At 53.2% G+C, this 14,213-nt stretch carries 13 protein-coding genes; 7 read left to right on the forward strand and 6 right to left on the reverse strand.

Features of this window, described 5'->3' with window-relative positions; genetic code table 11:
- Positions 1-220 precede the first annotated feature (220 nt).
- Positions 221-415 carry a hypothetical protein gene (locus LKE08_RS13425; protein WP_324704739.1) on the reverse strand — a complete coding sequence of 65 codons (195 nt, stop codon included), beginning with the start codon at positions 413-415 and terminating at the stop codon, positions 221-223.
- A gap of 421 nt (positions 416-836) precedes the next feature.
- On the opposite strand from LKE08_RS13425, the gene ndhL reads away from it, so the two are divergent.
- Genes ndhL through trpA form a run of 3 tightly spaced genes read left to right on the forward strand, consistent with a single transcriptional unit; the run spans position 837 to position 2,221 of the window.
- Positions 837-1,052, forward strand: a complete 216-nt coding sequence (gene ndhL, locus LKE08_RS13430) for an NAD(P)H-quinone oxidoreductase subunit L (protein WP_324704740.1) — start codon at positions 837-839, stop codon at positions 1,050-1,052.
- The gene (locus tag LKE08_RS13435; RefSeq protein ID WP_324704741.1) at positions 1,052-1,366 is read left to right on the forward strand and encodes a DUF3007 family protein; all 315 of its coding nucleotides are present in this window, start codon (positions 1,052-1,054) and stop codon (positions 1,364-1,366) included. Before ndhL ends, LKE08_RS13435 begins: the two co-directional genes overlap by 1 nt.
- Before the next feature lie 51 nt (positions 1,367-1,417).
- On the forward strand, positions 1,418-2,221 hold the full coding sequence (gene trpA / locus LKE08_RS13440) for a tryptophan synthase subunit alpha (RefSeq protein WP_324704742.1): 804 nt from the start codon (positions 1,418-1,420) through the stop codon (positions 2,219-2,221).
- A gap of 224 nt (positions 2,222-2,445) precedes the next feature.
- Here the strand turns inward: trpA and LKE08_RS13445 are convergent, their stop codons facing one another.
- Positions 2,446-5,322, reverse strand: coding sequence for a diguanylate cyclase domain-containing protein (locus LKE08_RS13445; protein WP_324704743.1), 2,877 nt, complete (start codon positions 5,320-5,322; stop codon positions 2,446-2,448).
- 481 nt (positions 5,323-5,803) lie between these two features.
- Positions 5,804-5,953 (reverse strand): hypothetical protein, encoded by a 150-nt coding sequence (locus LKE08_RS13450; RefSeq protein WP_324704744.1) that lies wholly within the window; start codon positions 5,951-5,953, stop codon positions 5,804-5,806.
- Positions 5,954-6,013: 60 nt separating this feature from the next.
- On the opposite strand from LKE08_RS13450, the gene LKE08_RS13455 reads away from it, so the two are divergent.
- The gene (locus LKE08_RS13455) at positions 6,014-7,027 is read left to right on the forward strand and encodes an aldo/keto reductase (RefSeq protein WP_324704745.1); all 1,014 of its coding nucleotides are present in this window, start codon (positions 6,014-6,016) and stop codon (positions 7,025-7,027) included.
- Here LKE08_RS13455 and LKE08_RS13460 read toward each other — a convergent pair.
- A complete protein-coding gene (locus LKE08_RS13460) occupies positions 7,024-7,641 on the reverse strand; it encodes a hypothetical protein (RefSeq protein ID WP_324704746.1) in 618 nt (205 codons plus the stop codon). The two genes, LKE08_RS13455 and LKE08_RS13460, sit on opposite strands and share 4 nt — an antisense overlap.
- A gap of 265 nt (positions 7,642-7,906) precedes the next feature.
- On the opposite strand from LKE08_RS13460, the gene LKE08_RS13465 reads away from it, so the two are divergent.
- Together LKE08_RS13465 and LKE08_RS13470 are read left to right on the forward strand one after the other, a co-directional pair.
- Positions 7,907-8,227: a hypothetical protein gene (locus LKE08_RS13465; RefSeq protein ID WP_324704747.1), complete on the forward strand. Its 321-nt coding sequence runs from the start codon at positions 7,907-7,909 to the stop codon at positions 8,225-8,227.
- Between the two features lie 25 nt (positions 8,228-8,252).
- Positions 8,253-8,792, forward strand: coding sequence for a GIY-YIG nuclease family protein (locus LKE08_RS13470; RefSeq protein ID WP_324704748.1), 540 nt, complete (start codon positions 8,253-8,255; stop codon positions 8,790-8,792).
- Positions 8,793-8,911: 119 nt separating this feature from the next.
- Here the strand turns inward: LKE08_RS13470 and LKE08_RS13475 are convergent, their stop codons facing one another.
- A complete protein-coding gene (locus tag LKE08_RS13475; protein WP_324704749.1) occupies positions 8,912-9,274 on the reverse strand; it encodes a hypothetical protein in 363 nt (120 codons plus the stop codon).
- Between the two features lie 960 nt (positions 9,275-10,234).
- Here LKE08_RS13475 and LKE08_RS13480 point away from each other — a divergent pair.
- Complete coding sequence (locus LKE08_RS13480) at positions 10,235-10,483, forward strand: HNH endonuclease (protein ID WP_324704766.1); 249 nt, start codon at positions 10,235-10,237, stop codon at positions 10,481-10,483.
- Here the strand turns inward: LKE08_RS13480 and LKE08_RS13485 are convergent, their stop codons facing one another.
- Positions 10,484-14,083, reverse strand: a complete 3,600-nt coding sequence (locus LKE08_RS13485; RefSeq protein WP_324704750.1) for an ATP-binding protein — start codon at positions 14,081-14,083, stop codon at positions 10,484-10,486.
- Positions 14,084-14,213: the final 130 nt, after the last annotated feature.

The raw sequence follows: 14,213 nt of genomic DNA on the forward strand, positions 1-14,213 counted from the left end.
ACTTTGATAATGCCTTTGAGAATCCAGCTTTGGATTACTTAAGAATCTGCGTGGTTTTAACCCGCAGAGTATCAACTACAATACTTTCGGTCATTCTCTTGAGCCGAAAATCACGCCAATGACATGATTTTCGGCTTAATGAAACAGCCAGAAGTCTAGCCGGAAGAGGGTTTAACAAAAATGGGGGCGGTGGGACTTGAACCCACACGACCGGTGAAGGTCAACGGATTTTCATCCTCCCGCAGCTTTCGCCGCCGCGATCGCCGGATTCGGCCCGATCGCTTCGAGAATTGGACTCTCCCTTTACCCTCGACTTGACGTTAGGGTAGCTCCCGTCGAGTCTCTGCACCTTCCTCTGAAAACCGCCGCGATCGCTTCCGATCGTACTTTCAAAGGCTTGGCTCAGGATTGCCATGTCTGGAACCAGATTTAGGTTTCCCTGAATTTGAGAGCCGTCACTTGAGGGATTTCTCGCCCCAAGGCCCAGTTTTCTAAGTCCGTAGCGTCTACCATTCCGCCACGCCCCCAGTTTGATGGGATCGCTCGCTCGCGCCGAAAGATCCCATTTGTTTATTTGAGCATTTTTGAATCGTTTTGGCAACACCCACAGGGCAATTCTGTGATCTCGTGGGTTCAATCTGGAATGCAGCGCCCCGACCCTCTCAAATTCCCGACCCCTGTCGCAAAGGACAGTTGAGTGCAATAATAAGCCCTCGGGTTGGCTTGCTGCGCCCGAGTCCTGCAATAATAAATAGCGATGTGGCGATCGCGATCAACTCTGCCAGGTTGTCCGCACGTCCGCGTCAGTTGTCGTTCGATTCCCAAACCACCCAACCATGCCGATCGCACTGTTACTGTACGTCATCCTCGGCGGCACCTACCTGATCGTGGCCCCCGGTGCCCTGTACTTCTACCTCAAGAGCCGCTGGTACGTCGCCAGTTCCTTCGAGCGGGCCTTCATGTATTTTCTGGTCTTCTTCTTCTTCCCCGGCCTGATACTCCTGTCTCCGTTCCTGAATTTTCGTCCCCAACCCCGACAGATTGAAAGCTGATGCGACGAATTGACGTCATCGGGATCGGAATCGGTATTTTTGCGGCGGGGGCGGTGCTGTACTGGGCGTTCCAGCGTTTCGGCCTCGACAGTACGAACGCCGGAATTTGGAGTCAGGCGGTGTTGGTGGGGGGGTTGGTCGGCTGGCTGCTGACCTACCTGTTACGGGCTCTCACCCAGAACATGACCTACAATCGACAGCTCAGAGACTACGAGGAAGCGGTGATTCAGAAACGGCTCGAAGAGATGACTCCGGAAGAACTCGAACAACTGCAGGCCGAAATCGATCGCTCCTCCGAGTCGTCAGATTCTTAAAACCTGCGGCGAAAATAACCGACCCGACAATAACCGATTACCCATCTCAACATGATCTCAGTTTCTCAAACGTTCGAGGCGTTGCGTTCGCCCGATCGCCCTTCCTGCGCTCTCATTCCGTTCATCACCGCCGGCGACCCCGACCTGGAAACCACCGCCAAAGCCCTCAAGGTTTTGGATGATAACGGGGCGGACCTGATCGAGTTGGGGGTCCCCTACTCCGACCCCCTCGCCGACGGCCCGGTCATCCAGGCGGCGGCGACCCGGGCGCTCAACCGGGGGACCCGCCTGGACGGGGTGTTGGAGATGCTCGAAACCGTCAGTCCCACCCTCAAGGCTCCGATTATTTTATTTACCTATTACAATCCCATCCTGCACCGGGGGATTCCCAAGTTTCTCAAACAGATTTACGACGCGGGGGCGCGGGGGTTGGTGGTGCCCGATTTGCCTTTGGAAGAGGCGGAAATTCTGCTCGCACCCGCCCGGGAACAGGGGATCGAAGTGACCCTGCTGGTGGCGCCGACGAGTTCCCGGGAGCGCATCGAAGCGATCGCCCGCCAGTCTCAGGGGTTCATTTACCTGGTCAGCGTCACGGGGGTGACGGGGATGCGGACTCAAGTGCAAGGCCGGGTCCGGGATCTCCTCGACCAGATGCGTGCCCTCACCGACAAACCCATCGGCGTGGGATTCGGGATTTCCCAACCGGAACAGGCCCGACAGATGCGGGACTGGGGCGCCGACGCGGCGATCGTGGGGAGCGCCTTCGTCAAACGCCTCGCCGACGGTTCCCCCGAACAGGGATTGGAAGCGATCGCCGATTTCTGCAAAAGTCTCAGGAGCGCGATCGATGCCTAAACGGGAGTCGGGAGTCGGTATTAGGGAATCGGGAATTTTGACTTTTGACTTTTGACTTTTCACTTTTCACTTTTCCCCGCCCCAATTTTCGGACACAAAAGAAAAGCTGGAAGAGCGGTGCTCCCATAAACACCTGCCTTCCAGCTCCTTGAAACCCTCGTAATGTGCCTTTCTGTTTTTAATTATTGCAGTGGGATTCTGGGAATTCAAGAGGTCTGTTGCAATCACCCACTTTTCTCCAGGCGATCGCACCCGACCGGATCGACGTAATACCGATTCCGCCCCCGTTCTTTGGCTTGATACAGCGCCAAATCCGCCGATTTGAGCAGGTGGGCGGGCGATCCCTCAATTGTGGGAACCTCGCAGGCGACGCCCAAACTGATCGTCACCCAATCGCCGACGTCCGAGGCGACGTGGGAAATGTGCAGGGCTTCCACGGCGGTTTGGAGGCTCTCGGCGACTCGCACGGCTCCCGCTTCCGTGGTGTTGGGGAGGATGATGCCGAATTCTTCGCCGCCGTAGCGGGCGACCAGATCGGCCGGACGCCGGAGGCCCCCTTGGAGGGCTTGGGCGACGCGGACCAGGCATTCGTCCCCGGCCGGGTGGCCGTAGGTGTCGTTGTAGCGTTTGAACTGGTCGATGTCGCACAGGATCAGGGACAGGGGTTGTTGCTCCCGTTTGAGTCGGTGCCACTCCCGGTGCAGGTAGGTGTCGAAGCGGAGGCGGTTGGCGACTTGGGTGAGGCCGTCGATGGTGGCCTGCCGTTTGAGTTCCTGGTTGGCTAGTTGCAGGCGGCGGTAGATTTGGGACTGGTGGATGGCGATCGCGAGTTGGTCGGCGACGGTGCGGGCGACATCGACTTGCCTTACGTCCCAGGGGTGGTTCCGCCCCAGGGTCAGCAAACTGAGGCTGCCCCAGATGGATTCGTTGACTTCGAGGGGGACGAGCAGCCAGGCGCCGGGAAAGTTGGCGGAGACCATCCGGTTCACGCCGTCCTGCAAGGATTCGGTGCTGTCGATCCGCACCACTTGCAAGTGTTTGAGTTGGGCGGCCAGGGGGTTGTCCCGGTCGGGAATTTCCAACCCCAGGGAGTCGGGGATCTGGGAGTGGCGACGGTAGTCGGCCACCCCCTGCCACAGTCGGGCGGCGGGGTGGTACTGGTAGATGCTGACTTGATCGACGCCGAGGAGCCGGCCTACCTCGGCGGTGGAGGCTTGAAAGATGGTGTTGAGATCGAGGGAGTTGCGGATGGTGCGGATGACGCGGTTGAGGGCCTGTTCTCGGTGGGCCTGCTGTTGGGTTTGCCGGTAGAGGTAACTTTGGTGGAGGGCGATGGAGACTTGGGCGGAGATCTGTTGCAGGAGGTGCACTTCCCAGTCTTGCCACCGGCGGGGGCCGCCGCAGTTTTGGGCGGCCAGGAGTCCCCAGACTTTTTCCCCCTGGAAAATGGGAATCACCAGGTTGGCCCGCACCTGCAATTCGCTCAATAAGTCAACGTAACAGTCGGCCAGTCCGGCGGTGTAAATGTCCTCGACCCGGTGGACGTGACCTCGGGTGTAGGGTTGGATGCAACGTTCGATGCTCAGGCACTTGTCGCTCAACTTTCGGCCTTTGATGGACGGGTGTTGCGGGGCGACCGCTTCCACGATGACGGTGCCGCTCCAGTCCGGATCGAATTGATAGATCAGGACGCGATCGATGTCGAGGCACTGCCGCACTTCGACCACGGTGGTGTTGAGAATTTCGTCCAAATCGAGCGATCGCCGGATTCTTTGGGTCATTTCCGAGAGCAACCGTTCCCGCTCGACTTGCTGTCTGAGTAAAATTTCGGCCTGTTTGCGATCGGTGATATCCCGGCCGATCGCCTGAATTTCGGTCACGTTGCCGCCGGTGTCGGTCACGGCCCGGTGGCTCCACTCTTGCCAGCGTCGGGAACCGTCGGGGGCCAAAACTTGATGTTCGACGGTCATGATTCCCGCCGTTGTCGCGACGGCGGCGACCTGCCCCCCCACCCGTTCGCGATCGCCTTCCGGAATCAGCGACAAAAAGTTGCTCCCGAGCAGCTTTTCCGGGGGTTGCCGAAAATATTCGCAGTAAGCTCGATTGACATAAGTCAAGATCCCTTCGGGGGTGTAGCAGCAGATCAGATCCCCGAAGTTATCCAACAAATTGTAAGATTGGGTTTCCCGGGATTGGTGGAGGCACTGCTGGCGTTCGGCAATTTGCAGGGAGAGTTCGCTCATGCACTGCGATCGGCTGGAGTGCACGGTGGTCGCCACCTCCAACCAATCGGCGGGGTTCAGGGCTCTGAGGATGCTCCTTTGCGTCACCAGGCCGAGGAGTTGCCCGTCGCCATCTCCGACGACCGCCAACTGTCGGACGGCGGATTGTAGCATCCGCCGGTGAACCGTCCACAGGGAATCCTGGGGGGCGGCGACGATGACCGGATGACTCACGATTGTCCGGACTGAAGCCCCCTCACCGTCGAGATTTTGAGCTTGAAATTGGAGCAGATCTCGCTCCGTGACGATGCCGACGGGGTGGCGGCACCCGGCGGCGCCGGACTCGACGATCGCGACACAGTGGGCATCGGACTGATACATTAAATTCACCAACTCGCGGACGGATGACTCGGCAGATGCCTGCAAAATTCCGGTTTCCATCACTTCATCGACCCGCAAAAATTTGAGCAAGTCGCAGGGGGTCAGCCGTTCTTGGACCGATGCGGGGGTGATGATGCCGACGGGCCGGTTTTGGGAATTGACGATGACGAGGCAGTGGGTTTGATGGTTGTGAAACGCATCTAAAATTGCGAAGAGATTGTCCGCCTCGGATTCGCTCAGGGTGACGGCGGCATGGGCGATCGCTTCCCCCACCGGCACGCCTGCCAATGCCTTCCCCGACGCGATCGCCGCCACCCCATCCCGCCCGCCAAATACCCCCGCCAAATGCCCGCCGTTGACCACCAGAGCCGTGTCGGTTCCCCTGCGATTCATTTTTTGGATGACGACAGACACGGGGGTATCCTGGGCAACCGTCAGCATCTCTTTTTTTAAATTTGCCCGAAAAGGATTGATATCCGGTAACTGAATTTGAACCATGTTTTGATAAGGATGCTACACTTGCCGAGGAATTGTTTTGCCGGACTGGGAATCGCAAGATTCATCAATCAGTGATGAAGTTGAGTCGAGCTCGATCTGGATTTTAAATTGTCTGAATTGTAGCAATAATTGCCATATTTTGGCATCCCGATCGCCCGCAAGTACGGCTTTCCCCGCCCGCAACTGATGACCCATTCGACCGCCCTTTCGCGACCGCCTCCCCCGCTCCTCTCTCTCGAGATAGAGGTCCGTCCGCTCCCCGCCCATCCCGGGGGAACCCGAGGGCGCGGCCCCGTGGGCTGGGTCGCTTCCTCCTTTTTTGTCGGGACTCGAAAAGCCCTTGGAAACATCCTCTCACTGAGGCTTTAAAAATCTTCCCAAATTTATCAAAATTTAATTTTTTAAAAGGGACTCATAATTTTAGTCAATTGTTGCTTAAAACAATGGCATGGGAAAATCCGACCGCCAAAGGACTCGATTTTCAGAGCGGCACGAACCGGGAGAATCGGTCGATTTTTGCCCCAATTTTCATCTCCCGGGCGATCGCCGCCCGCTTCGGATCAAAAACCGTCAAACCGATAACATTCGAGATCACGCCCCAAGAGCCGGCAAATTCCGGGCGATCGCACATTTTCAGACTCCGGGATTCCGTGATATATTATTGCAGACTATTGAAGACCCACGGACAACCATGTTACCACCCTCAGCCCGATTTCAATTCACCGCCGACCTCAACATCTGTCGGATCTTAAACGGAATGTGGCAAGTGTCCGGGTATCACGGACGCATCGATCCCAAAGCCGCCGTCCAAAGTATGTTCGCCTACCACGATGCCGGTTACACGACCTGGGATCTCGCCGACCACTACGGTCCGGCGGAAGACCTGATCGGCGAGTTCCGGCGGCAACTGGCGGACGCCCGGGGTTCAGAAGCTTTATCTGAGGTTCAAGCGTTCACAAAATGGGTTCCCCGGCCGCAAAAAATGACCCGGGATTGGGTGGAAAAAAACATCGATATTTCCCGCCAGCGGATGAACGTCGATGCCCTCGATATCATGCAGTTTCACTGGTGGGATTACCGCGACGACAACTATTTGGAAGCCCTCCGCCTGATGGGCGACCTCCAGTCGGAGGGCAAAATCAAGCATCTAGCCCTGACGAACTTCGACACCGATCGCCTCAAAATTATCCTCGAAAACGGGATTAAAATTGTCTCCAACCAGGTGCAATTTTCCCTGGTCGATCGCCGCCCGCTGGTGAAAATGGTGGAGTTCTGTAAGGCCCACGACATCAAATTGCTCCCCTACGGCGTCCTCTGCGGCGGCTTTTTATCGGAGCAGTATCTCGGCAAACCGGAGCCGATCGCCATGATGTTGAAAACCGTCAGCCTCAAGAAATATAAAAACATGATCGACACCTGGGGCGGGTGGAAGTTATTCCAAGAGTTGCTGGGAGTTTTGAAAGAAATTGGCGATCGCCACGGAGTCAGCATCGCCAACGTGGCGGTCCGCTACATCCTCGACCAACCGACGGTGGCCGGGACGATGGTGGGGGCGAGGTTGGGCATTTCCGAACATTTGGAAGAAAATGCCAGGGTGTTCGATGTCAGCCTGGATGAGGGCGATCGCCAAACAATTCATGATGTGACCGGGCGATCGCGAGATTTGTTGGAAATAATCGGCGACTGTGGCGACGAATATCGTTAACTTTCTTGCAGTTTTTTCACGGCCAACACCAGGCGTCTCAAGAAGGGTTTGACCACCTCCCGATGCTGGGTTTGCAACTCGTTCACCTGCCGGTAAAGGTCGGCCAGTTGGTCTTGCAAGACCACCAAATCCTCCGGTAGAATCGGGCGGGGCAGACCCGAACTCGGCGGTTGATGTTTGATGGCGTCGATCGCCTCTTCCATCAACTTGAACCGGACGTTCATCACTTCCCAGTCCTCCTGACGCAGGGCACTCTCCTCCAACCGCCGCGTCACCCGCTGCACTTCGGTCAGGACGTCGGCGATCGGATCGAGTTCGTTGCTCGATTCTCCCGGCAATGCCTGAATCTGATCGTAGAGCGATCCCACCACTTGATGCATTTCCGCGATGGCGGAATCCGTTTTTTCCCGGATCTGTTCCTCGAACCGCCGGCGGTTCCAGGTATTCAACGCCAAGGCGACGGTGAGCGGCGCCGCGGCTACCAAAATGGGGCGGTACAAAATCGCCGCGGCCACCGTACCCACCCCGGATGCCGCGACGGCGACATATTCCGCCACGGTCGGCCAATCTCGCCGGTCTGGGGGGGGTGGGGATGGGGGATCTGTCATTTGCATGGCTCTCGTCGATAGGGTGAAAATATTATGAGTCATGCTAACGCAAACTGTCCGCCCTGCCTCGATCCATTTAATCATGTCGCCGTCAAGCCTTTGTTAAGATTTGATCGATCGGGCGTCACAAGACTTCATCTAAATTTGAGCAATTGTACCGTTGGGAACGGACTCCCGCCCCTTTAAAATACACGGTAGAGAGGGGGCATTTCGTCCAGGGGGAGAAATTTTAACCGCCCCTGCTCCGACCATTCCGACAGGAGAAGCAACTGTGAAACTGAAAGTTATCGAAAATTTTGACGGTCATTTTACCCTCGAACCCGAAGCCGAATCGCTGCTGTTTGAACTCCTGAACGGGGAGACATTTTTGCATCAAATCAGTCGGCAAATTGGAGGCGATCGCGTCGAATTTACGGGGCAGCTTTTCCAACCTGTTCCCTACAGCACGAACACCCCCAAAGGGATGCCGCCGGAATTTGAACCCTACCATCAATCCGAAGATCATGTCATCGTTAACGTGCCGCCAAACTATATGTTTCAAGCCAAAATTTTCAACCCCAGCCGCCTCTGTGCCATCTACCGCCGCCTTTGATATTTTACCTCATTCAATTCCGGATATGACTGCAAAAATTGACACCGTTTCTCTCGACCAGCTCGATTTCATCCCCTACATCGACGCGGACGGCAAGCTGCCGGAAAGCCTCTCCAGAACCATCGGAGTTTACGCCATTTTTGACCGCGATAAAACCCTAAAATATGTGGGCTATTCCCGAGATATTTTCCAAAGTCTCAAACAGCATTTAGTCCGCCAAACCCAAGCTTGCCACTGGCTGAAAGTCCAAACTATCACCCGCCCGAGTCGGACGTTGCTCGAAGAAATTCGCACGGCTTGGATCGCCGAAAATGGTTCCGTTCCGCCGGGAAATGGCGAGGAGGGCGATCGCTGGAATCAACCCATCGACGTGAAACTGCAAATGACGCCCGAGGAAATTGACCAGTTTAAAACCCTCGATGAATTGTCAAAAGAAAAGCTGCTAAAAAATGTGGCAAGACGGGTGGAAGCATTGATTTTACAGGAATTAGCGGAACGGGGAGTGCAGGAAAACATTCGGTTCAACCCAAAGTTTAAAACCGACGGCATCCTCGATTTGAAGTGATCGATACCTCGAAAGGATTGACTTTTTCGGTATAAGATATCGACTTAAGGTTGGAAAGGGAGCATCCGGCTCCCCCTACTTTATGCTCGAAACAATCATTCACTTTTCACTGTTCACTTTTAGGAACATTCGGTTTTGAGTTGGTAGAGTTTCAAACTCGGATGTTGAGTTAGGAACCAGTGAGAGCCGCAGTGGGGGGGGTCAGGACGCTGGCAAAGTCGGTAAAGAAACAGCGGTTCTTCCCGGAAGATGGAAGTCAAAATGAGGCGGTTCCAATCCTCATCTCCGCGATCGAAGAGCAAATAAGATTTTCCGGTGTATCCGGTGTGGGTCAGTTGTCGGACTAACCAACTCATCAGTGCCTGCAACTCATCGGTAGATAGCTCGCAGGTATTCAAGCCGTAAATGTCGATTTCAAATTGGTTGGAGCGGGGTTTCAAAGATGCCCAAAGAGCCGTAGTAATGTCAATCAGCGTTTTCATAAGCCGGCATTCCAGATAGTTCCTAACTTCAGTTTTAGGAAAATAAAATGGGGTTGACTTCCTACCGTTGGGTGATTTGGGGGAGTTTCCGAGGGACTTGTGAGGTCAAAAAAAAGTAGCCGAGTGAACTGGCTACTTTGAATGAAGACAAGCGACTAGTTATTCACGGACAGAATTAAATCAAGCAACATATTGGGGAAGTAGATCCAGCTAGTTAAACTGTGTGAACCCCTCGTTCTGTTCCTATAATTTATAGTATATTCAATCTCAAACGCCGATGTCTTCAAGATTCTGTAAAGATCGTTCAAAAAGGTGTGAAGAATTTGTAAAGGTGGGGGCGTGTCGCAACCCATCCTCTTTTTCATCGCTGTTGATATCAGAGCCGGCTTTTGACCCTTCCCCCGGGGAAGTCTCAAGCTCGCGAGTATCGGAGGAGCGGAGTCTCGGACTGCCGAAACGACCCGGTATAGCGCTGAAGCGAGGGTAATCGGGAACTGAAACTGCTTTTCGATTGCCTGTTGCCTATTGCCTGTTGCCCGCTATATATCAGCCATTGTCTTCGTCGTCTCCCCGAAGTGTCCGAAAATCGACCCCGATGTTTCTGGGCGGGCGGCAGCGATCGCATTTCCGGCCGAAAATTCAGTAAATTTACTGTAGCCCGAGTCGCCAAACTATCTTAGATTTTAATTGAGGATCTTAGCCGGCGCCCCTTTTTCACATCTGTTATACCGTCTGTCGGAGTGGCGACGGCTGGTCCACATCGGGAGTCAAAATTACGTTTTCAATCACATTGATGCGACTTGGTATGACGACCAACTCAAAACTCGCCTAAACCGCCACATCGAAACGCAGTTTTTGAGCGGCGATCGCACCTACAAAACCAGCGGTTTGCTCGAGTTTTACGGCAGTCTGATCGGCAAGAAAAACGGCGGCGATCGCTGGGGTTTGGATTCGACTACAATGGAAAAAACACCTCGCATTCCCTTCCCCCCCGCCGTCCGAAAATACGTTTACGATCGCGATCGCTACACCTGTCAAAGTTGCGGCAAGACGGGGGAAGAAACCCGACTGACCATCGACCACATTATCGCCCTTGCCCGGGGTGGGACGAACGATCTGAGCAATTTGCAGACCCTCTGTTGGGCTTGCAACCGGCGCAAACTGCACTACCGCGATCGCCGTTTCAATCGCCGTTTTACCAATCAATAATTAAGGGTTGATTTCCGAACGGATCGAATCGATCAGATTGAGAATTTTTATATACTCGAAGCGCCCCGCCATTTTCAACAGGATTTTGGCCAGTTCAGGGCGGTCATTTTCAAAGGTTTTGATGACCCCATTGATTCCGTCCGTACTGCCCAGTATCAAAGCTGATTCGAGTTCATCTATCTGAGCTTTTGACAAATTTTTCATCATTTCTTCTAAATTTGAAATCGGTGCGATCGCGGGGGTCGATGCGGCTGTTTCGTCGGGGTCTTGATACTGTAGGTTTTTTAAATAGTGTTTCAGGGCGGAAAAAATGGTCTCTTCCTGAAAGGGTTTGCCGATAAAATCATTGAATTCAGCCATCTTATTTTTGGGGTCATCGGGTTCAAAAATGGTGGCGGAAATGGCGATAATGACCACGGGATCGATGCCATTTTCGGCTTCAATTTTGCGAATCATTTGGGTCGCTTCATATCCGTCCATCACCGGCATCCACAGGTCCATCCAAATCAACTGGGGATGCCACTGTTGCCACAATGCGATCGCCTCCATACCATTTTCAGCCGAGCGAATTTCGACTTGGAAAGGAGTCAACAATTGAATCAGCAAGCGACGGTTGGGGAGATGATCATCGACCACCAAAACTCGATAATGAGATTGTCCGGGTCGGAGGCTGAGGGGGGATGGACTGGGGAGCGGTTCCGAGAGGGCAGTCGGTTCGATTTCTGTCGTCAAAATACTCAACTCAAATGTACTGCCGACACCCGGTTGACTTTCGACTCGAATATCTCCCCCCATCAACTGTGCGAATTCGCGGCTAATTTTCAAGCCGAGTCCGGTTCCAGTCTGGCTGCGCCGTCCGACTTCTGTTTGCATGAAAGCGGTAAATAAATGCCGTTGTTCTGCTGGGGAAATTCCCGGTCCTGTGTCTTCCACCGCGAAGCACAGTTTCAGGGTCGAGGGGGGCGTTTTCGATGCGATCGCGACCCGAACTTCGATCCGTCCCGTTTCGGTAAATTTGACGGCGTTACTGAGCAAATTGATCAAAACCTGCCGCAGTTTCATTTCGTCCGTCCGAATCCAACTCGGAACGTCGGGTTGTTTTTGAACGGTCAAGTTGAGCCCCAGATTTTGGGCTTGCAGGGAGAATAAATGATACAGTTCTTGCAATAAATAATCCAAATTGCACGGGGTCGGATTGACCGTCGCGCAACCGGCTTCGAGTTTCGCCAAATCCAGAACCCGATCGATCAAGTGTAAGAGATAGTTGCCACTTTGAAATATAATTTCCGCATTTTCGCACTGTTGAGAGGTCAATTCCGGATCGTTCATCAGCAACCGGGCAAATCCCAAAATGGCGTTGAGGGGCGATCGCAGTTCGTGACTCATATTGGCGATCAATCCACTTTTTGCTTCCACGGTCGCCTCGGCTGTTTCTTTCGCTTTTTGTAGTTCTATTTCTGCCCGCTTGCGATCGCTGATATCCGCGCCGGTTCCTCGCAGTTTGACCACGTTTCCCGCCCCGTCAAAAATGGCTTCTCCCCGGCTGACGACGTGGCGAACCGAACCGTCCGGGCGGATAATTCGGTGTTCGACTTCGTAGGGCGTTCCGTCGGCGATCGCCCCTTCCACTGCCCTTTGTAGCTTGCCTCGATCTTCGAGGGGTAGCAGAGTTAAAATATTAGAATAGGCAATATCAAAAGCAACCGGATCGCGCCCCGCAATGCGATACATTTCCTCAGTCCAAACGGAAATTTTTGTCCCGACATCCAATTCCCAACTGCCGACATGGGCGATGCGCTGCGCTTCTTTGAGTCGCGCTTCGTTTTCCTGCAAAGCGGCGGTTTTATCGGCGACCTGGCGCTCGAGATCCCGTTGATAATTGACGCGCAACTGTTCGGCTTGTCGCCGTTCCGTGATATCTTGAAAGGTGTTGATAGCGTAAATAATTTGACCCGATTCGTCAACAACTGGGATCGACTGAACTTCCAAGGGAACCCGCCGTCCGTTCTTCTCAATTTCTATATCTTGCACGTAAACGGTTTCCCCCCGCAGTGCCCGCACGACCGGAAGTTGTTCGGTGGGATAGTGGCGATCGCTCCCCGCAATATAAACTTCATAAACTTCGGAAAGCTGCGATACTGAAATATTCAGAATTCCGCGCCCTAAAATAGATTGTCCCACTTGATTGATCAGAATGACTCGTCCCGACACGTCAAAGATACTGATGCCGACCGGCACGGTATTTAAAAACGTCAAAAATTTGGATTCACTATTTTTTAACGCCCGAAAAGATTCCTCCAGCCGTTCCGCCATATTGTCAAACGAAGTCCCGAGTTCGTGCAGTTCGCGAATCCGAGTCTTTTGGGCGGTATTTTTAATTTCTTGAGATGCAATTTTTTGGGTATCTTCATTCAATTGTTTTAACGGTTTGGCAATTTTTTCGGCCGTCCTGATGCCGATGAGTGTCGCCACCAAAAATGCCAACGCACAAAAAACTAAAGTTCGATGGATATTTTCGTTGATTTCCGCCATAAAATCCGATCGCGGCACCAAAATGACAATCACCCAATCGAGTTCTGGAAAAATCGACAAGGGTATGACCCGCACAAAATAATGATTCCCATCTTTTTCTACAGAACTATTTTTCGGAGTTTTGAGTTCCGCTTCGACAAATTTTTGGATGACAAATTGACCCGATTTTTGGGTAAATTTATCCTCGCTATCTCGGACGTGAAGCCTCCTTTTTGTGGGGTCGGCGTTTTCGGCATTAGCCCCGGGTTTATAGCCCTGTATGAACGGCGGTTCTCCCGTCGATGTCGCGATCAAAAATCCGTCCTTGTCGATGACAAACGATCGTCCATTGGGGGAAATGTCTAATTGCTTTAGAAACAGACTCATTTTATCTAAAAATATAGTCGCACCCAGGACACCTTGAACCGTCCCATCGCGGTCTTTAAAGGGCAGCGATCGCACGAGAACTAAAATCTTATTTTCCCTTCCTTTGATGCCGGAAACGACGATGAACCAAAGGCCATCGGGAGCCGAAGTTGCCCGTTCGTACCAAGGCTTATCTTGCGGATCGTTGTAGAGATCGTAATTCGGAGTAAAATTTCTTAAATAGAGGCGATTTCCCCGCAAGTCGGCGACATAGTTGTTTAAATGACCCGTCGTCGATGCCTCCCAGTCCCGAATCAGCAAAGAGTCGGCTTCGATTTTGGCGACAACCCGAAACTGGTTGTCGTTCGTCGCGATATAAATCGAACTCATGTTGGGAAAAATATTGATCTGTTCGACAAAATATTTTTCCATCGCGTCGATGTCTGTCCCGTCCAACATTCCGGAGTTGACCAATTGGGCGTTGGACCGGGTGATATAATCGGGAATTTGCACGTAATATTCGAGATTTTGGACGATGCGATCGCCCACCTCTTCCATCAGTTTGTTGACCAGCTTTTCGACCGCTTGTTGTCCGCTTCGATAGGAGAAATAGCCCACCAGTCCGACCGCCGCCAAAATTTGCAGGGCGAAGGGAACGACCAGTAAAAATTTGATGGGAATGGTGGAAATTCCAGATTTAATCCGACATTTAAACCGTTTCATCTTCGTACCATTTAGATAAAAAGCCCGATCGCCCGGATTTCAATTGATAGCGCGACGCGCAGGGAGTCGGGAGTCGGGAATCGGGAGTCGGGAACTCCAACTGCTTTTCTATAAGGTAAGGATTTTCAGA

The organism is Lyngbya sp. CCY1209 (genome assembly GCF_035615495.1).
GTDB lineage: Bacteria > Cyanobacteriota > Cyanobacteriia > Cyanobacteriales > Microcoleaceae > Limnospira.

Excerpts from the sequence above, each read along its gene's own strand:
- LKE08_RS13470 (WP_324704748.1), top strand. The coding sequence starts at position 8,253 with ATGACTGCAAAAATTGACACCGTTTCTCTCGACCAGCTCGATTTCATC.
- LKE08_RS13455 (WP_324704745.1), top strand. The coding sequence starts at position 6,014 with ATGTTACCACCCTCAGCCCGATTTCAATTCACCGCCGACCTCAACATC.
- ndhL (WP_324704740.1), top strand. The coding sequence starts at position 837 with ATGCCGATCGCACTGTTACTGTACGTCATCCTCGGCGGCACCTACCTG.
- LKE08_RS13445 (WP_324704743.1), bottom strand. The coding sequence starts at position 5,322 with ATGGTTCAAATTCAGTTACCGGATATCAATCCTTTTCGGGCAAATTTA.
- trpA (WP_324704742.1), top strand. The coding sequence starts at position 1,418 with ATGATCTCAGTTTCTCAAACGTTCGAGGCGTTGCGTTCGCCCGATCGC.
- LKE08_RS13475 (WP_324704749.1), bottom strand. The coding sequence starts at position 9,274 with ATGAAAACGCTGATTGACATTACTACGGCTCTTTGGGCATCTTTGAAA.
- LKE08_RS13485 (WP_324704750.1), bottom strand. The coding sequence starts at position 14,083 with ATGAAACGGTTTAAATGTCGGATTAAATCTGGAATTTCCACCATTCCC.
- LKE08_RS13460 (WP_324704746.1), bottom strand. The coding sequence starts at position 7,641 with ATGCAAATGACAGATCCCCCATCCCCACCCCCCCCAGACCGGCGAGAT.
- LKE08_RS13450 (WP_324704744.1), bottom strand. The coding sequence starts at position 5,953 with ATGTGCGATCGCCCGGAATTTGCCGGCTCTTGGGGCGTGATCTCGAAT.
- LKE08_RS13435 (WP_324704741.1), top strand. The coding sequence starts at position 1,052 with ATGCGACGAATTGACGTCATCGGGATCGGAATCGGTATTTTTGCGGCG.
- LKE08_RS13425 (WP_324704739.1), bottom strand. The coding sequence starts at position 415 with ATGGCAATCCTGAGCCAAGCCTTTGAAAGTACGATCGGAAGCGATCGC.
- LKE08_RS13480 (WP_324704766.1), top strand. The coding sequence starts at position 10,235 with ATGGAAAAAACACCTCGCATTCCCTTCCCCCCCGCCGTCCGAAAATAC.